This window comes from Vibrio artabrorum, from assembly GCF_024347295.1.
In the GTDB taxonomy this organism is placed as follows: domain Bacteria; phylum Pseudomonadota; class Gammaproteobacteria; order Enterobacterales; family Vibrionaceae; genus Vibrio; species Vibrio artabrorum.
The window spans coordinates 411182-434622 of sequence record NZ_AP025459.1 but is presented as its reverse complement, the minus strand read 5'-3'; the positions used below and the strand labels follow the sequence as shown (position 1 = coordinate 434622).

Here is a 23441-nt window from a genome sequence, read left to right as displayed (position 1 = left end):
CAATTTCAGCACTTTACACCGGTTACCTACGGCAACCACATCCCAAATCGCCTACCAAATTTTGGGACAGAATCGTATATCGCTATACCGACTATTGAGTAAAATACATATCTCTTGAGTAGCGAATATGCAGAGGACTGGTTATTGAATACCCACCAAGATTCGGCTGCTTAAGGATAGCTTTAGTCTCAAAGTAGATCGGTGTCGCTGGCATTTCTTGCATCAGAATCGATTCACCTTGATGGTAGAGCTTATTACGCTCAGTAAGACTCGCGGTGGTCTTAGCTTTTGCAATAATGCGATCGTATTCAGCGTTAGACCATTTACCTGGGTTATAGCCACCCTTAGCAAACATGTCTAAGAAAGTTGAGGCTTCATTGTAATCCCCTCCCCATTGATAGCTAAGGATATCAAAGTCACCAGAGCGTCGCTTGGCAATAAAGGCTTTCACGTCTTGTTTGTGCAAAGACATATGTACACCTAAATTCTTTTTCAGCATAGCAGCAACGGCATTGGCTAACTTATCTAGCTCACTATCACTTGCATATTCAAAGGTAATTTCAAGTGGGTGTTGGCTATCATATCCAGCCTCTTTATATAACTCTCGAGCTTTTTGTTCGCGTTGTTGTTGGGTTAACTGACCCCAAGGCGTTTCTGGCTGGCTGTAATTAGCCGTTGCTGGAGGTACAAAGCTAAAGGCAACACCAAAGTCTTTATGGAAGATTTGATGAGCGATGACTTCGCGATCGATACTGTAGCCAATAGCTTTACGCAAACGAGCATCGTTAAATGGCGGTTTTGTGGCGTTAAATCCAATGAAATATTCCGCTACCTTAGGGGCAATGACTAATGTCTCTGGCGCCTCTTGTTTGATTTTTTGTACCATGCCAACAGGAATATGCCCTGTCATGCTTATCTCGCCAGTTTGGAAGCGATTGTATTCCGATTTTGCATCAGAAAGAGCTAAGTAGGTAACCTTGTTAATAACGGTTTTTTCATTATTCCAATATAGCGGGTTACGAACAGCCTCAACAAGCTCATTAACAACGTGCTCTGTCATTTTAAAGGCGGAACTGACCACAATGTTCTCAGGTCTTGTCCACTGTGTTCCGTACTTCTTAATCACATGCTCTGGTGCCGCGAATAGACTTTCGTGGATCAGCATGGAAGTAAAGTATGGGATCGCTTTATCTAACGTCAGTTCTAGGGTGTTATCATTAATAGCCTTGACACCTAGCTGTTCCGCAGGAAGCTTACCTTGGATAATTTCGGCTGCGTTTTTAATATGAGCCGCCTCATAATACCAAGCATAAGGCGCCCCCGTATTAGGATCGATAACACGCTTAAGCTCAAATTCAAAGTCGTGTGCGGTGATAGGCGTCCCATCAGACCATTTAATGCCCTGACGTAGATGGAAGGTATAGGTGAGCCCATGATTTGAAATATCCCAGTGGGTAGCAAGAGCAGGTACAATATTACCGTTAAGATCTTGAGTCACAAGCCCTTCAAACATGTCATTCACGATCGAGGAACTCGCTCCTGTTGACGAAAAGGCGGGATCAAAAGAGGGTGGCTCATCAAAATTACCACGGACTAGATGTTGTTTTGCTGCTAATTGAGTATTAGCAGGTAATTCCGCAGCTACATTTGAGGTTGACCAAGCAAAAGCCAACGTAAGACTGCTTATCTTAAAGAGTGTTGATATTTTCATTAGTGGGCTAGATTCTAAGAACAATTAAAACCATTATATAAAACATGGTTTTAAAGAGAAGTAACCAAAGTCTATAACTTATAATGAGATGCTTTATACAAACTATCTTCTGTATCCCATATCGCACCTCGATATAAGGTGGATAAGAAGTGTTTGCGCTTGGTTTAAGAGATGCGCAACTGGTCACTTTTTGTAGAAGAAATATGACATTCGAACAGTGCTAATTTAGCTTCGCTATCGAATCACGCAACACCAAACTGCCAGTGGTTTTGATGGTGGTCGCTTGCTCGGTTTCACCGACGATTTTTAGAATCGCTTTTTGCGTCATTTGCTCTAATGGCACACTGACAGACGTTAAGCTTGGCGTTAAAAACGCCCCCACTTTGCTGTTATCAAAGCCGACAATCGAAACATCTTGAGGCAATGAGTACCCAAGTTCGGTTAACGCCTTAATCGCACCAATCGCCATGTCATCGTTTTCAGACAAGATAGCGGTGAATGTTGCTTTGCTTTTTGCCAAAGCCTGAGCCGCAAGATAACCGCTCTCCATCGTCCAATCACCTTGAACAACTTTGGACTCATCCAATGCCATACCCTGTTTAGTTAACACATCTTGATAGGCTTGGTAACGCAGCTTGTCGGTCGAAGAACCGGCTTTACCTCTAATCACTGCAATGTCTGTATGACCTTGCTCGATGATGTGTTCAACCATCAAACAAGCGCTCTGATAATGGTCGGTGGTAATGGCATGATTGGGCTTCGACGGCATTTCTCGGTTGAGCACCAGAATCGGTGTGTCAGTGCTTTCGATGATCTTTGCTATCTCACTTTCGGTTAAGCACTGTGGATAGATGATGATGCCCGCGCACTTCATATCTAACAGGAAGTTGATCGCCTTTCTCTCGTCTTCAGCGCTGTGTTTTCCATCGGTGATCACCAACTGGTGATTCGACTTTTCGCTATAAGAGGCCGCGTGATACATCAAGGAAGAGAAATAAGGGCCGTTAAACAACTCATTAGTGATAACAAAGCCGATGAAATTGGTCTTCTTGGTCGCCAATTGCTGGGCCAACAAATTCGGTCGATAACCTGTTTCTTGAATCGCATCAAAGACCTTTTTCACCACATCTGGGCGCACGATGTTCTTGCCATTTAAGACACGAGAAACGGTCGATTTAGAGACGCCTGCGCGGTTTGCGACATCAAGCATGGTTACCATTTGCTTCTTTTCCTTTATAAAAAATTAGCCGACATAGGCCGACTAATTCATTGCAAAATGACAGCTCACAGTTCACATAACTGCGCTGGGAAATGCATTCTAAATAGTGGCACCGTTAGATGCAATCACGCCTTTATACCACTCGAACGACTTCTTACGCTTGCGCTCTAGTGAGCCAGATTGATCGTTATGCTTATCTACATAGATGAATCCGTAACGTTTTTTCATCTCACCGGTGGTGAACGACACTAAATCGATACAGCCCCAAGGGGTATACCCCATCAAATCAACACCATCAATCGCAACGGATTTTTTCATCTCTTTGATATGGTCGCTAAGGTAAGCGATGCGGTAGTCGTCATGAATGCTGCCATCTTCTTCAATGGTATCTACAGCGCCAAAACCGTTCTCAACGATGAACAATGGCACTTCATAACGTTCATACAGAGACGCTAAACAGAAACGTAAACCGATTGGATCAATCGGCCAGCCCCAATCGCTAGACTGAATAAACGGGTTATCGACCGAGTTTTCATGACCGCCGTCCATCGCTTCTTCAGTTGACTGATGCGAAGAAGAATCCAAGGTATTTGACATGTAGTAGCTAAAGCCTAAGTAATCCGCCTTACCTTCTTTTAGGATCTGCTCATCTTCTGGCTGCATCTCAATGTTGAAGCCTTTGATTGCCCAATCACGCCTAGCGTAATTTGGGTAATGACCACGCACCATGACATCCGAGAAGAAATAACGGTCACGCATCGCTTGCTGCGCCACCATGATGTCTTCTGGCTTTGAAGAGCGAGGATAGAAAGGCACCATCGCACACATTGCGCCGATTTGAAGATCTGGGTTAATCTCATGACCTTTCTTAACCACCAAAGCACTGGCCACAAACTGGTGGTGAACCGCTTGATACATGGCTTCTTGCGGCTTTTCACATTGTGGGAACTTCACGCCAGAGCATAACCAACCGAAAATGTCTGCCGAAGTGTTCATCTGGTTGTTGATCTCGTTAAACGTCATCCAGTATTTCACTTTGTGCTGGTATCGCCCCATCACTGTAGTTGAATACTTAACGAAGAAGTCGATCACTTTTCGGTTCATCCAGCCGCCATATTCGTTAGCTAGATGGTAAGGCATTTCAAAGTGGCTCAGTGTGACCACTGGCTGAATATTGTATTTCAACAGCTCATCAAACAGATCATCGTAAAATGCTAAACCCGCTTCACACGGTTCTGATTCGTCACCATTTGGGAAAATACGCGTCCACGCGATACTGGTACGGAAACACTTAAAGCCCATCTCAGCGAATAACTTAATGTCTTCTTTGTAACGGTGGTAGAAATCAACAGCCACTTGGTTGGGGTAGTTTTCGCCGTCGATCACGCCATCGGTGATTCGACGTTGTACACCATGAGCGCCCGCTGTTAATACATCAACAACACTGACACCTTTACCATTCGCATCCCAGCCGCCTTCTAGTTGGTGTGCTGCAACCGCACCACCCCATAAAAAATCGTTCGGAAATTCGTTGTTCATACCATTACTCGCTACAAGTTATTCGTGAAAAAGATCAGGATTAGAGTGCTTATTGCAACTCTGAAACCGATTTCAATAAAAGCAAAGATACAGATTGAAACCGGTTTCACCAACAGTTAAACGATCTTTTTTGATCGAAACATCGATCCATTAAAAATTGCTGTACCGGTTTAACTTGAAGTTTTGACACCCAATTTCATTCTCGATAACACAGCATCTTGATGGCTTCTGTCTTCTAACGTTGTCTGATATGGTGGCGGCAGAACTTCAGCAATTGTTTAGATAGTATTGAATATGAAAACACTCACCATACTTGATGGCGGCATGGGCCGAGAACTCAAAGAAATTGGCGCGCCATTTTCTCAACCGCTTTGGAGTGCTCAAGCGCTGATTGAAGCACCCGACTTTGTCAGCCAAGCGCATCAAAACTTTGTCGATGCAGGTGCTGAAATCCTGATCACCAATAGCTACGCCTGTGTGCCTTTCCACTTGGGTGCAGAACTGTTCACGCAACAAGGCTTTGAACTAGCCGCACTGTCTGGTGAGCTGGCTAAAGCAGTTGCAGACAATGCACCCCACACAGTGAAAGTAGCAGGCGCGATTCCACCGCCATTTGGCAGCTACCGACCAGACTTATTTAAGGTCGAAGAAGCCGCGCCAATCATTCAAACCCTTTACGATGCGCAAGATCCAAACATCGATTTTTGGATAGCGGAAACCATCTGTAGCCTGCAAGAATTCGATTCCATTCATGCGGTACTCAAGCAGTCCGATAAGCCGTGTTACTACGCATTCAGTTTGGAAGACACCAAGGGCGATTCTGCCAATATTCGTTCAGGCGAGAGCGTAACAGACGCGATCAAACTTGCCTGCCAATCAAACGCGACAGGCATTATGTTTAACTGCTCAGTGCCTGAAGTGATGGACCAAGCCATTATCGATGCTAAGAAAGTGATCGAGGAGCTAGGCCGTGATTTAGAAATTGGTGTCTACGCCAACAATTTTGCGCCTATCAGCAGCGAACATGAAGCGAATGATATGTTTCAGGAGATGCGTGAGCTGGATGGTCAAGGTTACTTAACTTACGCTAAACGTTGGCACGCACTGGGCGCGAATATCGTCGGTGGCTGTTGTGGCATCGGGCCAAAACACATTCAAGCTCTAGCCGATTGGAAACGCTCCCTACAGAGCTAATCCTGAGCTTCAACTAGAATAAAATAAATAGAGAACAGGTTGAGAAATCTGTTCTCTATTTGTATGTGACGTCTCTGAGTACACTGAGACAAAACAACGATTTGGAGCAACAGATGAGCGACACGCAACGCAAAATTAAATGGGGCATCGCAGGGCTAGGTAATATCGCTAATCGATTCGCAACGGCAGTCACAGAACACTGTCTGCATGGTGAGCTTTATGCGGTTGCCGCCAGAGATCACTCACGCGCAGCCACGTTCGCCAACAAGTTTGGTTGCGACAAGGCTTATGGCTCTTATGAAGAGATGGCGAATGACCCAAATGTTGAAGCGGTTTACATCGCTACGGTTCACCCATACCACCAGCCACTCGCCGAACTGTTTCTAAAGAACAATAAGCATGTATTGGTTGAGAAGCCGGCTTTTACCAACCTTGCTGACTGGCTTGAGATGAAAGCCCTTGCGAAACAAAATGGCGTGATGCTGTTAGAAGCGATGAAAACCGTGGTGTTTCCCGCGTATCGTGAGCTCCAATCATTCTTGGTCGACAACAACATTCAGATAGATTCCATCGAAGCCAGCTTTGGTAACCATCACGACTATGATCCCGATTTGTTTATCTTCAATCCGGACTTGTCAGGCGGAGCAACACTCGATGTTGGGGTCTATGGGCTTTGGTTCTTCTACGATCTGTGTCGAATTCTGGGTGTGACCCCTTCAAAACCTCAGGTAGAGATGTCATGTCTGTATGAGGGGGCGAATGTTGATACCGATGCGTGCTTTACATTCTCTGGTGATATGAACGGTAAGATATCGGCATCAACCGTGCAAAATTTTCCCTGGTCAGCACATTTGAGTGGGCCCGAAACCAAAATCACCATTCACGAAAAATGGTGGAATCCGGCCTTTATTGAGATTGAACATCAAGGGCAGAAGTCGACCATCAACAAACGAGTGACGGGCAATGGGTTCGAATTTGAAATCGACCATTTTTCAGAGTTGGTGCTTCAAGGCAAAACTGAATCGAATATCCTAAGCTCAGAGATAACCTCTCGTGTTCTCGACACGATGGAAAAAGCACTGATTGGCTCTGGCTATCCACATTTAACTCAACTTCGTGGTTAGGAAAAGCACACTGGGCAACCTCAATACCGAATACCAATCGTAGTCAATAACTGCGATTACCCCTGTCAATATCCACATTTACGAACTAAGCAATGATAAATTCCGCGCCAAACAGGGCACGGTATTTATCAATACAGATGAGAGACTTAGCGTTTAAGCTAAAGTCGGTTGCGTATCGTCACCAACACAGACAAAGCGCCGCAAAGTACCAACACCACCCCTAAATCTTGAATCATTCCCGCTAACGCGAGCCCAGAGCCGATCAAGGTGTAATACATCAAACCAAACAGTGCGCCTGCACTTCCCGCTTGAGATTGGTAGCGAACTAATGCGCGACTCAACACATTGGGAATCGCAATACCAAACGCCATGACCACCAGCATCATCGGAAGTAAAAACCATATTGAGTGTTGTGAAAAATAGACACCCACTGCACCTAGTGTTTGAAGCCCTGCCGCGATACCAATCAAAGACATTGAAGACACTTGTCGCTTCAATAATGTCTTGTTCACCAAACTTCCTAACAGGGTCCCGAACCCAAGCACAATGCCGCTGTAGCCAAACTGCTCGACGCTAAATCCAAGTTGAATGAAGGCAAATGAACCCAATTGATAATAGGAAAACAGCGCAATATTGAACGACGCGACCAACAACGCAGACATCCATATATCGCTATCTTTGACCATGTGAATACTGAGTGACTTTAACGGCAATGGCTGCCTAGATTGTTGCGTTTCAGGCAATGACCATAGGCTGTGTGCCAACAGCACTAACACCATAATAAACAAGGCAATAAATACATATTGATGCCCGCCCGCTTGGCTTAATTGACCGCCAAGAAGCAGGCCGATGATTGGGCTAATCGACAACCCTATCCCCATGTAACTGAACACTTTAGCCAGTTCAGCGCCGCTAAAGGCATCGCGCAACATGGTTTGTGTCACCACCGAGCCCACCGCAAGCCCGAAAGCGCCCATGGCTCTGGCTATCATCAACCAAACAAAGCTATTGGCTTGCATTGCGATCAGCGCAGAACACGCGAATAATCCCAAGCCCAATAATAGGGTTGGCCGACGCCCCCATCTGTCTGCCAATATGCCCCATACCACCACACCGAGCGCAAACGCTGAGAAGTAGATCGAGAGTGTTTGCGCCGCTTGTGCGTAACTCACAGCAAAGAATGTCGATATTGAATCCAGAGCCGGGCTATAGATGGTTTCTGCAATTTGAGGGAACATCAGCAATAGCACCATCTGCCATAAAGACGGTTTTGTTTTCATCATTTTTCCAAGACCAGTGAACTTGACGAGGAGTCTAGGGGAAACTAACCTTGGTTCGTTAACAACATTAAAACCAAAAACAACAAGATTGGGACAAATGGCATTAATCAACGAGACCATTAAGTTTGATGCAGACAGCTTGCCTGCGCCCGTAATAGGGATTGCTGCAGAGCTCGGTCAGCATGATTCAGGAATACATCAGCACGTAAAAGGACAGCTGCTGTATGCGCCGCGGGGCTGCATCACCTTAACCTTGGAAAACGCCATTTGTATTTTGCCGCCGACCAAAGCCGTGTGGATCCCGCCCTATACCAAGCATCGCGCGCAGATGACCAATGTGGTTGCTTACCGGTCGCTCTATTTTGATAGCAGTATTTACACCGGCCCAGAAGCGATTGAAATTGTGGAAGTGAATGAGCTTTTAAAAGCCCTGATCAATAAGATGGCTTTCTGGGATTGGGGCATTGCCCGCGAGCAAACCACCAATACCGCCAATCTATTTTGGGAAGAGTTTTACAGCGCTAACCAACACTCGTTTATCTTGCCGCTACCGACAGATCGCCGCTTTAAAAGCTTTTGCAAACGAGTCCGAACCGCTTCCTTTCTTGCCCCAGCCCTGTCGACATTAGCGAACTCAGTTGGCGCAAGCACCAAGACGATTACTCGATTATTCAAAGCCGAAACAGGCATGACTTATCAAGAGTGGCGTCAGCAATGGCGCTTGTTTAAAGCAATTGAACTGCTCTCAGAAAACCGACAAGTCGGTGACGTAGCTCATCGGCTAGAATTCTCATCCAACAGTGCGTTTATCGCCTTTTTCAAACAGCAAACCGGGCAAACTCCGTTGGCGTTTACCAAGTTAGCAGCATGATTGTTGTTATCCAAACGCTTAAGTTTTACTGAGCTCAGATACAAAAAAACCAGAACATGAGTTCTGGTTTTTAGGCGTATTTTAAAGCGAGATGCCGTCGTTATTTGGTGTAGAAAGCGCGTTTCAATGCCATCTCTAAACCACGAACTTCAGCCAAGCCTTTCAATCGACCGATCGCCGAATAACCTGGGTTAGTGGTTTTCTTCAGGTCATCCAGCATTTGATGACCGTGATCTGGACGCATTGGAATTAAGCGGTGATCGCCCACTTCTGCACGACGATTTTCTTCATCCAAAATGGCCATGACAACGTTGTACATGTCCACATCACCATCTAGGTGCGCAGCTTCATGGAATGTCATTGGGTTACTCTCTTCACGCTTAGTTGAACGCAGGTGCGTAAAGTAAATTCGGTCACCGTGCTTTTTGATCATATTAACCAGATCATTGTCACCACGAACACCGTATGACCCTGTACACATCGTCAAGCCATTCATCTTGCTTGGTACATGTTCGGTCAACCAATCAATGTCTTCGATCGTTGAAACGATGCGAGGCAAGCCTAGAATCGGACGCGGTGGATCGTCTGGGTGAACCGCCATCTTCAAGCCATTCGCATCACAGATAGGCATCACCTCCTCGAGGAAGTAAGACATGTGCTCACGTAGCTTGTCTTTATCGATTCCCGCATAGCGATCCAGCTGTGCTTGAAACGCTTCAAGTGTGTAGCCTTCTTCAGCGCCCGGCAAACCCGCGATGATGTTGTTGGTCAGTTGCTGAATTTGCTCTGGCGTCATGTTGTTGAAGTAATCCAACGCTTGCGCTTGCTCTGACTCTGAATAGTCTGACTCTGCACCTGGACGTTTTAAGATATGCAGCTCAAATGCCGCAAACGCAATTTGGTCAAAACGCAGTGCGCGCGAGCCATCAGGCATTTCAAACTCTAAATCAGTACGCGTCCAATCCAACACGGGCATGAAGTTATAACAAACCGTATCGATGCCACACTCAGCAAGATTAGACAGAGTTTGCTTATAGTTATCAATCCAATGCTGGTAGTTACCCGTTTGAGTTTTGATCTCTTCGTGCACCGGCACGCTTTCTACAACCGACCACGTTAAACCTTTCTCTTCGATAATGGCTTTACGCTTAAGGATTTCTTCTTTTGTCCAAACTTCACCATTAGGAATATGGTGCAGTGCATTCACAATACCAGTTGCGCCCGCTTGACGAATATCGTCTAGCGAAACTTGATCATTAGGGCCGTACCAACGCCACGTTTGTTCCATGAGACTTACCTTTCTTTAAGACGCACTTAGCCGACTCGAATTAATCAAGCTAAATGCAATAACGACTTCTTAATGGCAGCAATGACAATTACTGCCCGAGATAGCACCGGTCTACGCCGGTCTAAAGACGATTACCTATCAACAACCTAGTGAATGAATTAGCTTTCTGAGCTAAGCAGCACCACTGGATTGGAGCTAAATAAGTAACCATCAAAGTTTGGGTCATCAATGTCTGACAGCGCTAACAAACGCTGTTTAACATTCTCAAGGTGTTGCCACATTGCGTTCTTAGCAGCGACAGGGTCTTTGCGCTGTAAGGCGGCGAGGATTCGAGCATGATCATCTAACCATTCTTCACGGTAATCTTGACCACTGATGTGAGAGTGGAGTTTATTCCACATTGGACTCTTTTCACGTCGATCCCAGGATTGTTTCAACATATCTACCAACACAGAGTTTTGAGTGGCCTCTGCAATACACATGTGAAATCTTTCATCTCCGCTGCAATCGGTGGTGCCGCTTGCAAGCTCTTCGCGCTCGAGTTCAAGTGCAGAGCGCATCTTAACGATGTCGCCCGGAGTAACCTGAGTTGCCGCAAACTCCGCGATATTACTTTCCAGTAATTGACGGGCCTGCAGCATCTCGAATGGACCAGCGTCGTCACTGACCACATTCTCGCGAGAATGAGTTGGAATATTCAGGACATAAACACCCGACCCTTTTTTTACCTCAACTAAGTTTTCGAGCTCCAGCATAATGATCGCTTCACGCACCACTGTGCGGCTTACATCTAAACGAACAGCAATATCGCGTTCTGGAGGCAACCTATCTCCGACCTTATACAGGCCTTCAATCAGTTCTCTTCTTAGTACTAACCCTATCTCCTGATAAGGTCTTTTCGGCTCGAAAGGCATCATGATGATATTGTCACTTTTTTCCATTGTATTTCTCTCGCCATCATAATGACCAAATATAATTGGTCAACCTCTATATCCTAAAATGCAGTAACACCTTGTTTTTGTATTACTCTTTTTTATATATTTGCTCGTTATTCAACAGACTGAATACGATCAATCAGTGCACTCAATTCTGGGTTCGTTTTCTCTAGCTCGTCATACATTGGTTGAACCGCGAGTGCGAACGCAGCCTTGTCTGGCTCCACAAAAGTAACACCCATTTTCTCGGCTTTGGCGCGCTCTTTTGCTTCCGACTCAGCCCACAGTTTTTTCATCAATTCAGACGAATCACTTGCCGCTTTCATCAATGCATCTTGTTGTTCTTTCGTCAATTTATCATATGATTTCGTTGAGATAACCAACACATCAGGCACCATCGTATGCTCGTCTAAACTGAAGTATTTAGACACTTCACTGTGACGGCTCAAGCTGAATGAAGGGATGTTATTTTCAGCCGCATCTACGACACCTTGCTGCAGTGCTGTGTACAACTCACCGTAAGCCAACGGCGTTGGGTTACCACCGAGTGCTTTCACCATCGCAATCGCTGATGGGCTTGGCTGAACACGAACTTTCAAACCTTTCAGGTCTTCAGGTTTGTTAATAGGTTTATTCGTATAAAAGCTACGCGCACCTGCGTCATAATACGTCACACCAATAAAGCCACTGTCACGAGAAGAGTTGAGAATGTCACGGCCTACTTCACCATCAGTCACACTGTAGTAGTGTGCTTGATCGCGGAATAAGTAAGGCATGTTGAATGCTGAGTAAGCAGGAGAAAAAGCTTCTAATTCAGCAGCATTACTTTTCACCATATCTAATGCACCATTTTGCATTAACTCCATTGATTCACGCTGTGTGCCCAGTTGAGCATCAGGGTAAATACGAATGCGCACCTCACCATCCGTCAATTCACGTACTTCTTTCGCCATAAACGTCATCGCTTTGTGTACCGCATGGTCGCGAGGGTGGTTATGGCTCAGTTTCAATGTTGTCACTGCATAAGCAGAGGCCGTTGATCCAAAAGTGAACGCTGCGCCGACAACCGCACTAATCAAAATTTTACGCATCTTCATTCTTATTCTCCGTGGATTGGTTATCCAATATGTAGGGTGTTTTTTGTTATGGGGTCATATTGAGGGTCAAAAAAGAAACCGTCAAAGCTAAAAATGAAATTGATTGACCAATATCACAATAAAAACCCACAAATTGGTCAACCAAAGTCATTTGTGAATTCGATCACGCTTACTATTGATTGAATGCCTTATTATTCAGCCAGATTTTGGAACATACCTACCTACATAAAAATAACCCCCTTGCATTGGTAAACCAATTCTTGCGAGATGCGCAACTTAGTGAAAGGAAATAAAAATGAATAAATTGGTCAGTTATATAAATAAAGGGTTGGCCGCCTTTACTGTGTCTCTTTCGTCTTTTTTAGTGCTGTGCGTGATCTGGCAGGTGTTGTCCCGCTATGTCATTGGTAAACCAAGTACCGTTACCGACGAGCTCGCTCGTTACCTCTTTATGTGGGTTGCTTTAATCGGCGCTGCCTACACGACAGGTCTTAAACGCCACCTAGCTATTGACCTACTGACGATGAAGTTAACGGGTAAACGTAAGCTCATTAACGAAATCGTTATTCAAATCGCGATTGCAACCTTCTCTTATATTGTTCTGGTTCACGGTGGAAGCCAGCTAGCGGCTAAAACACTCGCCATGGGGCAACTAACACCCGCTCTAGGTTTAGAAATGGGTTACATCTATTTCTGCTTGCCTATTAGTGGTGCTTTGATGATTTTTTACTCGCTCGTATTTACCTACGAACGCGTTCAAAAATTAATATCTGGCGACGACCTAGTCACCGAATCTCAACTTGATTGATAGAAGGATTTCACAATGGAATGGCAAGTAATACTGACTTTATTCGGTAGTTTCGCTGTACTGCTTACAATCGGTGTACCGGTCTCTTTTGCGATTGGTTTATCGTCATTAGCAACAATTTTAATGAGCTTACCGCTGGAGCCTGCGATTGCGGTAGTCGCCCAACGTATGGCGGCAGGACTTGATAACTTCGCACTATTAGCAATCCCGTTCTTTATTTTGGCAGGCAACATCATGAACCAAGGCGGCATCGCGCTGCGCCTGATCAACTTCGCGAAAGTGTTAGGGGGGCGTCTGCCGGGTTCATTGGCACACGTAAACGTGATGGCAAACATGATGTTTGGGTCAATCTCAGGCTCAGCGGTTGCATCGGCGGCTGCAGTGGGTGGCACCATGTCTCCTCTGCAAAAGAAAGACGGCTACGATGAAAACTTCTCTGCTGCGGTAAACATTACTTCGTGTCCTACTGGTCTATTGATTCCGCCAAGTAACACGCTGATCGTTTTTTCTTTGGTTTCAGGTGGTACTTCAATCGCGGCATTATTCTTAGCGGGGTATATCCCAGGTCTCATTATGGGGCTAAGTATCATGATTGTGGCCGGCATTATTGCGAAACGTCGTGGTTACCCAATCGCAGAACGCCCGTCAATGTCATTGGTTCGGGATACCTTTTTAAAAGCGGCGCCATCTCTAGCACTGATCGGTATCATCATGGGTGGCATCATTGGTGGTATCTTTACTGCGACAGAGGCATCGGCAATTGCCGTGGTATACACCTTCGTTCTCGCTGTACTTATCTACCGTGAAGTGAAATGGCGCGATATTCCAAAGATCATCCTTGAATCTGCAGTAACGACATCTATTGTTCTACTATTAGTCGGTGCATCCATGGGGATGTCTTGGGCAATGGCAAACGCCGATGTACCTTACATGATTGCCGATGCACTCCTTGCCGTCTCTGATAGTCCACTAATGATCCTATTGATTATCAACGTGATTCTGCTAATTGTAGGGATCTTCATGGATATGACACCAGCGGTACTGATCTTCACACCAATCTTCTTGCCAATCGCGCTGGACCTGGGCATCGACCCTGTTCACTTCGGCATCATGATGACCTTCAACCTAGCTATCGGTATCTGTACACCGCCAGTGGGTAGTGCTCTATTCATCGGTTGTTCGGTTGCCAACATTGCCATCGACAAAGTCATCAAACCATTATTGCCATTCTATGCCGCACTGATTGCAGCCCTAATGGCCGTTACTTTTATCCCTGAACTGAGCTTATTCCTACCTGAATTGGTACTGGGCTACGGTTCGTAATTAGGTCGCAGAGATACTCTAAGACTGCTAAACACTCAAACGCTTTATCAAATAATAAAATCCCGCTGGTTCGCTGGCGGGAAAAGGAACTGAATAATGAAGACTGTTGCTAACTCTACGCTGCCAAACACTGTATTACGACCTGACTACGACCGTTCAGCACTCCAAAGCCGTATTGTGCACCTTGGTTTCGGTGCATTTCACCGAGCGCACCAAGCGCTATTCACCAATGAAATGCTCAGCAAAACCAACACTGATTGGGGCATTTGTGAGATAAACCTATTCGGCGGCGAAAACCTAATTGAATCACTTCGCGCGCAAGACCATCTTTACACCGTAGCTGAAAAAGGCGCTGAATCCACCGACGTTAAAGTGATCGGCTCAGTAACCGAATCTCTTCACCCAAGTCTAGATGGCATCGAAACCGTATTAGAAAAAATGGCCGAACCTCAAGTGGCGATCGTTTCTATGACCATCACAGAGAAAGGCTACTGCGCTGATCCAGCGACAGGCAAACTCGACAAAAATAACCCATTAGTCATCGCTGACCTAGCTAACCCAACTCAACCAAAATCGGCGCTTGGCTATATTGTCCAAGCGCTAAAAATACGCCGCGACCGCAACCTTTCTCCATTCACGGTCATGTCTTGCGACAACGTGCAAGAGAACGGCCATGTCGCAAAAGCAGCGACCATTGAGTTTGCTCAACTGCTTGACCCAGAATTACGTGATTGGATTGAAACCCATGTCACCTTCCCATGCACCATGGTTGACCGCATCGTACCCGCAGCAACCGAAGAAACACTGACAGAAATTGCAGAGCTGCTTGGTTGTGAAGACCCATGTGGCATCGCCTGTGAACCCTTCCGCCAATGGGTGATTGAAGATAACTTTGTGGCAGGTCGTCCAGATTGGAATATCGTTGGCGCTGAGTTCGTCGAAGATGTGGTGCCTTACGAAGAGATGAAACTGCGCATGCTCAATGGCAGCCACTCTTTCCTTGCTTACCTGGGATACCTCGGTGGTTACGACCATATTTCCGACACCATGACGGATGCAGGCTATCGAAAAGCCGCTTTTGACATGATGATGAAATCCCAAGCGCCGTCGTTAACGATGCCTGAAGGGACTGATTTAGAAGGTTACGCGACCTTGCTGATCAACCGCTTCACTAACCCAAGTTTGAAACATAAAACGTGGCAAATTGCGATGGATGGCAGCCAGAAGATCCCTCAACGCATGGGTGGCAGCTTACGATTCCATTTAGAGCAAGGCTCAAATTTCTCGTGGCTTGCAACCGCTATCGCTGGCTGGATGCGTTATGTATCTGGCGTTGATGAGCAAGGCAACGAGATTGATGTTCGCGATCCAATGGCAGATACACTTCGCCAGATCTGCGACCAGCATGGACTCAATGTATCTGTGGTTCCGGCGTTGCTTGCGGTTGAAGCGATTTTCCCTGCCGAACTAGGCCAAAATCCGCAGGTCATTGATGCGGTAAGTTCAGCGTACCAATCACTAATTGAACACGGTGCTGTTGCGACCGTGGCTGCGTTATAAGGAGTACAAACAATGAAGAATTTCTTATGTGAAGACTTTTTGCTGTCGAATGAGACTGCACGCCGTTTGTACCACGAACACGCAAGCCACCAGCCGATTTATGACTATCACTGCCACCTAAACCCGGCAGAAGTGGCGCAAGATCGTCAGTTCGAAAACATGTCTAAGATTTGGCTTGAAGGTGACCACTACAAATGGCGTGGTATGCGTTCAGCGGGGATTGATGAGCGTCTGATTACTGGAGGGGCAAGCGATTATGATAAGTTCATGGCGTGGGCTAAAACCGTCCCTCAAACCTTAGGCAACCCACTTTACCACTGGACTCATTTAGAACTACGCCGTCCATTTGGCATGACTGGCACTCTCTTTGGTCCAGAAACCGCAGACCAAATTTGGCACGAAGCCAACGAGCTATTAGCGACACCAGAATTTAGTGCTCGCGGCATCATGAAGCAAATGAATGTGGTGATGGCAGGTACGACAGACGATCCTATAGATTCTCTTGAACACCATAAAGCGATCGCTCAAGATAATTCATTTGATGTGAAGGTTCTACCAAGCTGGCGCCCAGATAAAGCGTTCAAAATTGAACTTGATGGCTTTGCTGATTACCTACAAAAATTAGGCATGGTTGCTGACGTTGAGATCACTCACTTCCATCATCTATTGACTGCTTTAGACCGCCGCCTAACGCATTTCAACGACCATGGTTGCCGCGCAGCAGACCACGGTATTGAAGTGGTTCGCTACGCACCTATTCCATCAGAATCGGATTTGGATGCCCTGTTAACTCGACGCCTCAACGGCGAAACGCTCACCGATCTAGAATGTGCGCAGTTTTCAACCGCGGTTCAAGTGTGGCTAGGCAAGCGCTATGCTGCGATGGGCTGGGTAATGCAGCTTCACATTGGTGCTCAGCGCAATAACAACACACGCATGTTCCAACGGTTAGGCGCAGATGCCGGGTTTGATTCGATTAGCGATAAGACGTTTGCCTTCGAATTGGCTCATCTGTTGGACGACATGGATCAAAGCAATGAGCTGCCTCGCACCATCCTTTACTGCTTAAACCCTCGCGATAACGAGATGATGGCCACCATGATTGGTAACTTCCAAGGGGGCGGCATCGCGGGCAAAGTTCAGTTTGGTTCTGGCTGGTGGTTCAACGATCAGAAAGACGGCATGCAACGCCAAATGGAGCAGCTATCTCAGCTTGGTCTGCTTAGCCAGTTTGTCGGCATGCTGACTGACTCTCGCAGCTTCTTGTCGTACACACGCCACGAATACTTCCGCAGAATTCTGTGTGACATGCTTGGTCGTTGGGCTGAAAACGGCGAAGTGCCAAACGACATGTCACTGCTTGGCCCTATGGTCGAAGACATCTGCTTTGGTAACGCAAAACGCTACTTCGAAGAGAGGGCGTAACCCATGAAACATATCGCCATCATTGGTGAGTGCATGATCGAGCTGAACGGCAAACCGTTCGGCTCAATGCATCAAACGTTTGGCGGAGACACACTCAATGCTGCGGTCTATTTAAGCCGCGGCTGCGAGGCCAACCTCAAGCAAGATGACATCAAAGTGTCCTACGTCACCGCTTTAGGCGCAGACCCAATTAGCAAAGGGATGCTAGAACGCTGGCAACAAGAAGGGGTGTCGACCGACCTTGTTCTGCAAGACAGCCAACGAACTCCAGGCCTATACCTGATTCAGCTTGATGACGCAGGTGAACGTACCTTTCTGTACTGGAGAAACCAGTCGGCTGCACGCTACCTGCTACAGCACCCAGATTTCAATCAGATAAAGCAGGCACTGCGCAATGTCGATATGGTCTTTCTCAGCGGCATCACATTAGCGATTCTGCCTGAACAAGATCGTATCGAGCTATTGAACATCTTGGTTGAGTTGAAGGCACAAGGTGTTGAGATTGCCTTCGACAGTAACTTCCGCCCTGCACTTTGGCCACAAGACGAAAACCAAACCGTCAAAAACAGCTACCAGGCTATGTATACATTGACGGATTTAGCGTTGGTCACATTCGATGACGAACAATTAATTTGGGGCGATAGCTCTCCAGAACAAACTATCGAACGTCTAACCACGCTGGGTGTTAAGCGATGCATCGTCAAACTGGGTGCAGATGGCTGTCTCATTCAAGATGCCACCATTCAAAGTGACATAAATCCAGATTCTGGTACCGCTTCGGCTCCACGGGCGGTGCCGACCCTACCTGTTGAGCATGTCGTTGATACGACCTCAGCAGGAGACTCATTCAATGGCGGATTTTTATCGGCTTACCTTGCGGGCGAAGACTTAATAACGTCGTGCCAGCGTGGCAATACCATGGCAGGCGTCGTTATCCAACATCGTGGTGCCATTATTGCAAAAGAACTCTCTCAAGCGGCCTTCACAACCATTTAAGGAATACCAATGTCTAACATCAAACAACAACTGAAAACACTGAAAGTTATCCCTGTGATCGCTATCGACAACGCTGAAGACATCATCCCTCTGGGAAAAGTGTTAGCTGAAAATGGGTTACCTGCAGCAGAAATTACGTTCCGTTCTGAAGCGGCTGTCGAAGCGATTCGTCTGCTTCGTGAATCACAACCAGATATGTTGATCGGCGCAGGCACAGTACTCAATCGTGAGCAAGCGATCGCGGCTAAAGAAGCGGGCGCTACGTTCGTCGTCTCTCCTGGCTTTAATCCAAACACGGTAAGAGCCTGCCAAGAGATTGGTATCGATATCATTCCTGGGGTCAACAATCCGAGTACAGTAGAAGCGGCATTAGAAATGGGCTTAACCACATTGAAATTCTTTCCAGCTGAAGCATCAGGTGGCATCAACATGGTTAAGTCACTTCTTGCGCCTTACACGGATATTGAGATCATGCCGACAGGTGGCATTAACCCAAACAACATTAAAGACTACCTCGCGATACCTCGAGTACTCGCATGTGGTGGTACTTGGATGGTGGATAAGAAGTTAATTGAAGAAGGCAATTGGGAAGAGCTGGCTCATTTAACTCGTGAAGCCGTTAAGTTAGTCAATTAATTTAATGCAAAGGTATCTCTGTTAAAAATCAATATCACTTAAATCATAAAGGCTAAAGATGGAAACGGGATAACACCGGCAATTAGCCTTCATCAGTGAAATTTATTCTCATCAATATCAGCGAGTTATGATTAGGATAAAAATGATAAGGACCTTGCCGTGCGCTTGTTTATCGCGTCTGTTCTATGATCAGGTCGCGAAGCCATTTGTGGCTTGGTTCAGAGTCAAAGTAACGGTGCCAAAGCAGAAACAAACCACCGGGAACCAACTCAATGGGAATCGGCTTCATCACCAGTTCGCCACTCTCAATATAGTCACGAACCGAGTTGTACGGATAACACATCAGCAAATCGCTTTGTTTGCACAGCTTTACTGCGCTGGTGATGTCTGACACGTTGGCGGCTTTGTTAATTTGAAGCTGTTTGGATTGCAAGATTTCCAGTAGCAGCCAGTCGCCAACGCCACCGGTCACTAACTGAATATGACGGTATTTAAGGAAGGCTTGCAGGTTCCACTCTTCTTGAAGTACTGGGTGATCATTGCGCATTAAACACACTGAGTAATCTTGCAGCAACTCGACATGGTTCAGCTCGGCAGGAATGTTTTGAATGTGGGTACTCGCCCTTTCATCGAGCTCAAAAATCCCAATCCCGAAATCGACCTCACGCTTTAGTAAACGCTTAAAGGTTTCGCTACTCCAAGTCGTGCTGTTTACCGTAATGTTCGGCGCATCTGCCAGCGCGTTAGGCATAAATTTAGGGTAAATAGCGGTGTAAGCGGTTTCGACAAGATCGATATTAAAAGTGCGTTCGCTGTTTTTCGGCTCAAAGATGTCCGGCACGGTTAGCTGTTCAACTTGCAGCAGGATCTGATGAATCTTAGGCGCTAAAGAGGTCGCTTTCGGGGTTGGAAACAGGCCTTTTGACTCACGTTCAAACAAAGGGTCATCAAACAAAGAACGCAGCTTAGTGAGTTGTTTACTCACCGCGGACTGGCTAAGGAACAATCGCTCTGCCGTTTTACTCACGCTGCGCTCTTCAAGCAACACGTGTAAACACAGCAGTAAATTCATATCACATTTGAGTAAGCTCTTAACATCTACCATGATATTCCTTAGATTCAGATTAATGATGACTTTATGTCACTTTAAATCATATCACAAACTTGTTAATTTAAGCCCATGTAACCTATGAGTTAATAACTCAAAAAATAATAGACCTAAGGAATACTCATGAACTTTCTAGCACTCCCTAAGATTGATCTACACTGCCACCTAGACGGAAGTGTTCGTCCAGACACCATTATTGATCTGGCGAAACAGTACGGAATTGAACTTCCAGAAGATCGTGAAGCGGTAGTAAAGTCTCTAACAGTGCCTGAAGATTGCAAAAACCTTGATGAGTACCTAGCTTGCTTTAGCCTGCCACTGCAAGTGATGCAAACGGAAGAAGCAATTGAGCGTATTTCTTTTGAGCTTTACGAAGACGCAGCACTAGAGAACGTTAAATACCTAGAAGTTCGTTTTGCACCGATTCTTCACGTAAACAAGGGCTTGCCTCTTGATGCGATCATCGCAAGTGCGGTTAAAGGCATGAAGCGTGCAGAAGAGAAATACAACATCAAGGGCAACTACATCATGTCTGTACTGCGTATGTTCCCGAAAGATTCGATCAAAGACGTGATCGACGCAGGCCAACCTTACCTAGGTAAAGGCGTGGTTGCATTTGATATCGCTGGCGGTGAAAAACCGGGCTTCTGTGCAGAATTCCCTGAGTACACGCAATACGCGATCGAAAAAGGCTACCGTGTGACAGTTCACGCTGGTGAGCAATGGCATGGTCAGAACGTTTACGATGCAGTCACACTGCTTGACGCTGAGCGTATCGGCCACGGTGTTCACATCCAAGGTAACGAAGACGCATACAACATCGTAAAAGAGAAGCAGGTTGCGCTTGAAACTTGCCCAACAAGTAACGTGCAAACTAAATGTATTCACAAATTCAGCGACCACCCAATTGCTGAATTCAAGAAAGATGGCATCGTTGTGACTATTAACACAGACAACCGCACTGTGTCGAACACAACCATGACGAACGAAGTGAAGCGTGTATGTGAAACGTTCGATCTAACACAAGAAGACTACGCAGAGATCTACAAGTACTCGGTAGAGAGCGCTTTTGCTTCAGACGAAGTGAAACAGCACCTAATGGGTTTCGTTGAACAAATCTAATTTGTAGAGCTTGTCTTTGCCTTTATTAAGTTAAGTTAAGTTAATCAAGGCTCACTTAGAGACATAAAACAGGAAGAGAAAGGCTTAGGCTTTTCTCTTTTTTTATGTCCAATTATCGGTATTCTAATGCTTGTATTGACCAGTGAGATGCAAGCAATGAAAACGAAAACAGAACTCGATAAAATGCTGTCCGGCGAGATTTTTGATGGTGCAGACCATGAAATTAGCCAGATGCGCACGCATGCCAGCAAGGCGCTGTCAGACTTCAATCAATGTTCAGACGAGACTCAGCAACCAAGCCTTCAAGCCAATCTGTTTGGTAAAGTAGGCAGCAGCGTTGTTCGCCCTCCTTTTCATTGCGAGTTTGGCAAAACCATTGAAATCGGTCACGACACCTTTATCAACATGAACGTGGTAATGCTTGATGGCGCGAATATCAAAATTGGCAACCATGTTTTGGTGGGGCCAAATGCTCAATTCTATACTCCATCACACTCTCTTGATTATCGTAGTCGTCGTAAATGGGAAACTTTCTGTCTACCGATAACAATCGAAGATGATGTTTGGATTGGTGGCAACTCGGTCATTAACCAAGGCGTAACGATTGGCGCTCGCTCGGTTATCGCAGCGAACTCTGTGGTCAACAGTGATGTACCACCAGACTGCTTGTACGGCGGCACGCCTGCGAAGTTGATTAGATATTTGAATACTGAACAGCCAACTGACGACCGTTAACTGAAAATGAGTACAATGCTCAGAGCATAACAATAGAAATACGCAGAAGCATATCTACTCCACTATTGGGCATCAAAAATTATGACTCTAGCAATATATGGAAACCAAAATATATGAGCAACGTTGAAATTTAGTATATAATTTGATGGTGCTTCAATAATAACACTCTCCATTTAACCAACTTCCTCACTCCTTATAACAAGCTTTTTACTGGTCACTAAGTCAATGAAATACCAGTCACTTACGAATATTTTGTGATATCAAGCTAGACTAAATTACGAAGTGCAATTTTTTGATACCTCCCACCTAATAAATCAGCCTCTCGAAAGAAAATTTTACTAAAAACCACCATAAACTTAATTTTACACATCAAAACAATTATACTCATCGCCATACTGATGAAGAGTTAAATAATAATCACATTGAATGAAACTTGTTCAATCACAATAAGTAAAAGCTACAATTTTTAAAAGTTTTTAACTCATATTAAATGCTGGGGATATTTGGAACCAGCATCACAAGAGTAGGACTCTCTTGAGTTTATTATCAGGGATGCTGACGATAATAAAACAGGCATTGTTAGATGAATAATTCTGCAACGTATTTACTTGCCGCTTTACGAGAAAAAATTAAAGAGAAAGGGATTTGTTACTCAGACCTTTCTGCAGGGATGGCCATTCCTCTCTCAACCATTAAAAGGCAACTGCACAATACGTCTTTAGGGCTAGACAAAATACTTTCGTACGCCACTCATTTAGATACTGACTTGATAGAACTCTCTGTGCGTGGCAAACAGTTGCAACAAGAGAATGAGCAATTTATCACCGATATTAACAGTGAAATATTCCACCAATATCCATACTTATTTGATTTTTTATATCTATTACGACGAAAAGAGTGTTCACCACAAGAGATCGCTAATAAATACCAACTGAGCCATACATCCGTGGCCATATATTTTCGCGCATTAGAAATGATGGATTATGTTGAATTAAAAGGTGATGAACAATACCGATTTAAAGATCAAGGTCGTTTTATTTTTGAAGAAGGTTCTAAGCTTGACACCTTATTCGCTAAACGTTTTAGAAATGAAGTTTTCAGCCATGATGTGCGCCCCCCAATCTGTATGGGACGCATTGCAATAACTGAAGAGCAAGAAGAGAAACTGGCGAACGAGGTGTACAACAAACTGATTGAGTTTGATGTACAAAACAAGAGTGGAGAAGGCGGTGAACGGCTCAGAAATGTATTGATGACCTACACACCAGGCAATCAAATATTTCTTTCTGATACGATTCCTAATATTGATGGTGAATTATTAAAAGCCATATCGATGGCAAACGAAGAATAATTAGTCACTTGTTATTTAAACAAGTGGAATAAAAAAGAATAGACGTAAATACGCGTTCTTTTCTCATACCAATAAGTGAAACAAATAAGGCTGAATCTTCATCACGAAACTTGGCAGGG

20 protein-coding genes are annotated in these 23441 nt (G+C 45.4%); 12 read left to right on the top strand and 8 right to left on the bottom strand.

Annotated features, from left to right (window positions below):
- Positions 1 to 91: 91 nt before the first annotated feature.
- From OCU36_RS16105 to OCU36_RS16095, 3 genes are all read right to left on the bottom strand, one after another.
- The gene (locus OCU36_RS16105; protein ID WP_261840545.1) at positions 92 to 1711 is read right to left on the bottom strand and encodes a peptide ABC transporter substrate-binding protein; all 1620 of its coding nucleotides are present in this window, start codon (positions 1709 to 1711) and stop codon (positions 92 to 94) included.
- Positions 1712 to 1931: 220 nt separating this feature from the next.
- Positions 1932 to 2930: a LacI family DNA-binding transcriptional regulator gene (locus OCU36_RS16100; RefSeq protein WP_261840544.1), complete on the bottom strand. Its 999-nt coding sequence runs from the start codon at positions 2928 to 2930 to the stop codon at positions 1932 to 1934.
- 99 nt (positions 2931 to 3029) lie between these two features.
- Positions 3030 to 4469 (bottom strand): 6-phospho-beta-glucosidase, encoded by a 1440-nt coding sequence (locus OCU36_RS16095; protein WP_261840543.1) that lies wholly within the window; start codon positions 4467 to 4469, stop codon positions 3030 to 3032.
- Between the two features lie 294 nt (positions 4470 to 4763).
- Between OCU36_RS16095 and OCU36_RS16090 the strand changes: the two genes are divergently transcribed.
- Both OCU36_RS16090 and OCU36_RS16085 read left to right on the top strand, forming a co-directional pair.
- Complete coding sequence (locus tag OCU36_RS16090; protein ID WP_261840542.1) at positions 4764 to 5663, top strand: homocysteine S-methyltransferase family protein; 900 nt, start codon at positions 4764 to 4766, stop codon at positions 5661 to 5663.
- A 113-nt stretch (positions 5664 to 5776) separates the two neighbouring features.
- Positions 5777 to 6787 (top strand): Gfo/Idh/MocA family protein, encoded by a 1011-nt coding sequence (locus OCU36_RS16085; RefSeq protein ID WP_261840541.1) that lies wholly within the window; start codon positions 5777 to 5779, stop codon positions 6785 to 6787.
- Between the two features lie 158 nt (positions 6788 to 6945).
- Here the strand turns inward: OCU36_RS16085 and OCU36_RS16080 are convergent, their stop codons facing one another.
- Positions 6946 to 8067: a multidrug effflux MFS transporter gene (locus OCU36_RS16080; RefSeq protein WP_261840730.1), complete on the bottom strand. Its 1122-nt coding sequence runs from the start codon at positions 8065 to 8067 to the stop codon at positions 6946 to 6948.
- Between the two features lie 97 nt (positions 8068 to 8164).
- Here OCU36_RS16080 and OCU36_RS16075 point away from each other — a divergent pair, with 97 nt between their 5' ends.
- A complete protein-coding gene (locus tag OCU36_RS16075; RefSeq protein WP_261840540.1) occupies positions 8165 to 8938 on the top strand; it encodes an AraC family transcriptional regulator in 774 nt (257 codons plus the stop codon).
- A 100-nt stretch (positions 8939 to 9038) separates the two neighbouring features.
- On the opposite strand, the gene uxuA is transcribed toward OCU36_RS16075, so the two are convergent.
- The 3 genes from uxuA to OCU36_RS16060 all read right to left on the bottom strand — a co-directional run bounded on the left by uxuA (position 9039) and on the right by OCU36_RS16060 (position 12258).
- Positions 9039 to 10226, bottom strand: coding sequence for a mannonate dehydratase (gene uxuA, locus OCU36_RS16070; protein WP_261840539.1), 1188 nt, complete (start codon positions 10224 to 10226; stop codon positions 9039 to 9041).
- Positions 10227 to 10384: 158 nt separating this feature from the next.
- Entirely contained in the window at positions 10385 to 11167 is a 783-nt protein-coding gene (locus tag OCU36_RS16065; RefSeq protein WP_261840538.1) for an FCD domain-containing protein, read from the bottom strand.
- A gap of 107 nt (positions 11168 to 11274) precedes the next feature.
- Positions 11275 to 12258, bottom strand: a complete 984-nt coding sequence (locus OCU36_RS16060; RefSeq protein WP_261840537.1) for a TRAP transporter substrate-binding protein — start codon at positions 12256 to 12258, stop codon at positions 11275 to 11277.
- Between the two features lie 295 nt (positions 12259 to 12553).
- On the opposite strand from OCU36_RS16060, the gene OCU36_RS16055 reads away from it, so the two are divergent.
- From OCU36_RS16055 to OCU36_RS16030, 6 genes are all read left to right on the top strand, one after another.
- Entirely contained in the window at positions 12554 to 13066 is a 513-nt protein-coding gene (locus OCU36_RS16055; protein WP_261840536.1) for a TRAP transporter small permease, read from the top strand.
- A 15-nt stretch (positions 13067 to 13081) separates the two neighbouring features.
- On the top strand, positions 13082 to 14389 hold the full coding sequence (locus OCU36_RS16050; RefSeq protein WP_261840535.1) for a TRAP transporter large permease: 1308 nt from the start codon (positions 13082 to 13084) through the stop codon (positions 14387 to 14389).
- Between the two features lie 96 nt (positions 14390 to 14485).
- A complete protein-coding gene (locus tag OCU36_RS16045; RefSeq protein WP_261840534.1) occupies positions 14486 to 15949 on the top strand; it encodes a fructuronate reductase in 1464 nt (487 codons plus the stop codon).
- 12 nt (positions 15950 to 15961) lie between these two features.
- Positions 15962 to 17374, top strand: coding sequence for a glucuronate isomerase (uxaC, locus tag OCU36_RS16040; protein WP_261840533.1), 1413 nt, complete (start codon positions 15962 to 15964; stop codon positions 17372 to 17374).
- A 3-nt stretch (positions 17375 to 17377) separates the two neighbouring features.
- Positions 17378 to 18370, top strand: a complete 993-nt coding sequence (locus OCU36_RS16035; protein WP_261840532.1) for a sugar kinase — start codon at positions 17378 to 17380, stop codon at positions 18368 to 18370.
- A gap of 9 nt (positions 18371 to 18379) precedes the next feature.
- Positions 18380 to 19006: a bifunctional 4-hydroxy-2-oxoglutarate aldolase/2-dehydro-3-deoxy-phosphogluconate aldolase gene (locus OCU36_RS16030; protein WP_017068137.1), complete on the top strand. Its 627-nt coding sequence runs from the start codon at positions 18380 to 18382 to the stop codon at positions 19004 to 19006.
- A 169-nt stretch (positions 19007 to 19175) separates the two neighbouring features.
- Here the strand turns inward: OCU36_RS16030 and OCU36_RS16025 are convergent, their stop codons facing one another.
- Complete coding sequence (locus OCU36_RS16025) at positions 19176 to 20111, bottom strand: LysR family transcriptional regulator (protein ID WP_261840531.1); 936 nt, start codon at positions 20109 to 20111, stop codon at positions 19176 to 19178.
- Between the two features lie 126 nt (positions 20112 to 20237).
- Between OCU36_RS16025 and add the strand changes: the two genes are divergently transcribed.
- From add to OCU36_RS16010, 3 genes are all read left to right on the top strand, one after another.
- Positions 20238 to 21236 (top strand): adenosine deaminase, encoded by a 999-nt coding sequence (add, locus tag OCU36_RS16020; protein WP_261840530.1) that lies wholly within the window; start codon positions 20238 to 20240, stop codon positions 21234 to 21236.
- 156 nt (positions 21237 to 21392) lie between these two features.
- On the top strand, positions 21393 to 21971 hold the full coding sequence (locus OCU36_RS16015) for a sugar O-acetyltransferase (RefSeq protein ID WP_261840529.1): 579 nt from the start codon (positions 21393 to 21395) through the stop codon (positions 21969 to 21971).
- 583 nt (positions 21972 to 22554) lie between these two features.
- Complete coding sequence (locus OCU36_RS16010; RefSeq protein ID WP_261840528.1) at positions 22555 to 23322, top strand: transcriptional regulator; 768 nt, start codon at positions 22555 to 22557, stop codon at positions 23320 to 23322.
- Positions 23323 to 23441: the final 119 nt, after the last annotated feature.

Coding starts and splice junctions, on each gene's coding strand:
- OCU36_RS16105 (WP_261840545.1), bottom strand. CDS start 1,711: ATGAAAATATCAACACTCTTTAAGATAAGCAGTCTTACGTTGGCTTTT.
- OCU36_RS16100 (WP_261840544.1), bottom strand. CDS start 2,930: ATGGTAACCATGCTTGATGTCGCAAACCGCGCAGGCGTCTCTAAATCG.
- OCU36_RS16095 (WP_261840543.1), bottom strand. CDS start 4,469: ATGAACAACGAATTTCCGAACGATTTTTTATGGGGTGGTGCGGTTGCA.
- OCU36_RS16090 (WP_261840542.1), top strand. CDS start 4,764: ATGAAAACACTCACCATACTTGATGGCGGCATGGGCCGAGAACTCAAA.
- OCU36_RS16085 (WP_261840541.1), top strand. CDS start 5,777: ATGAGCGACACGCAACGCAAAATTAAATGGGGCATCGCAGGGCTAGGT.
- OCU36_RS16080 (WP_261840730.1), bottom strand. CDS start 8,067: ATGAAAACAAAACCGTCTTTATGGCAGATGGTGCTATTGCTGATGTTC.
- OCU36_RS16075 (WP_261840540.1), top strand. CDS start 8,165: ATGGCATTAATCAACGAGACCATTAAGTTTGATGCAGACAGCTTGCCT.
- uxuA (WP_261840539.1), bottom strand. CDS start 10,226: ATGGAACAAACGTGGCGTTGGTACGGCCCTAATGATCAAGTTTCGCTA.
- OCU36_RS16065 (WP_261840538.1), bottom strand. CDS start 11,167: ATGGAAAAAAGTGACAATATCATCATGATGCCTTTCGAGCCGAAAAGA.
- OCU36_RS16060 (WP_261840537.1), bottom strand. CDS start 12,258: ATGAAGATGCGTAAAATTTTGATTAGTGCGGTTGTCGGCGCAGCGTTC.
- OCU36_RS16055 (WP_261840536.1), top strand. CDS start 12,554: ATGAATAAATTGGTCAGTTATATAAATAAAGGGTTGGCCGCCTTTACT.
- OCU36_RS16050 (WP_261840535.1), top strand. CDS start 13,082: ATGGAATGGCAAGTAATACTGACTTTATTCGGTAGTTTCGCTGTACTG.
- OCU36_RS16045 (WP_261840534.1), top strand. CDS start 14,486: ATGAAGACTGTTGCTAACTCTACGCTGCCAAACACTGTATTACGACCT.
- uxaC (WP_261840533.1), top strand. CDS start 15,962: ATGAAGAATTTCTTATGTGAAGACTTTTTGCTGTCGAATGAGACTGCA.
- OCU36_RS16035 (WP_261840532.1), top strand. CDS start 17,378: ATGAAACATATCGCCATCATTGGTGAGTGCATGATCGAGCTGAACGGC.
- OCU36_RS16030 (WP_017068137.1), top strand. CDS start 18,380: ATGTCTAACATCAAACAACAACTGAAAACACTGAAAGTTATCCCTGTG.
- OCU36_RS16025 (WP_261840531.1), bottom strand. CDS start 20,111: ATGGTAGATGTTAAGAGCTTACTCAAATGTGATATGAATTTACTGCTG.
- add (WP_261840530.1), top strand. CDS start 20,238: ATGAACTTTCTAGCACTCCCTAAGATTGATCTACACTGCCACCTAGAC.
- OCU36_RS16015 (WP_261840529.1), top strand. CDS start 21,393: ATGAAAACGAAAACAGAACTCGATAAAATGCTGTCCGGCGAGATTTTT.
- OCU36_RS16010 (WP_261840528.1), top strand. CDS start 22,555: ATGAATAATTCTGCAACGTATTTACTTGCCGCTTTACGAGAAAAAATT.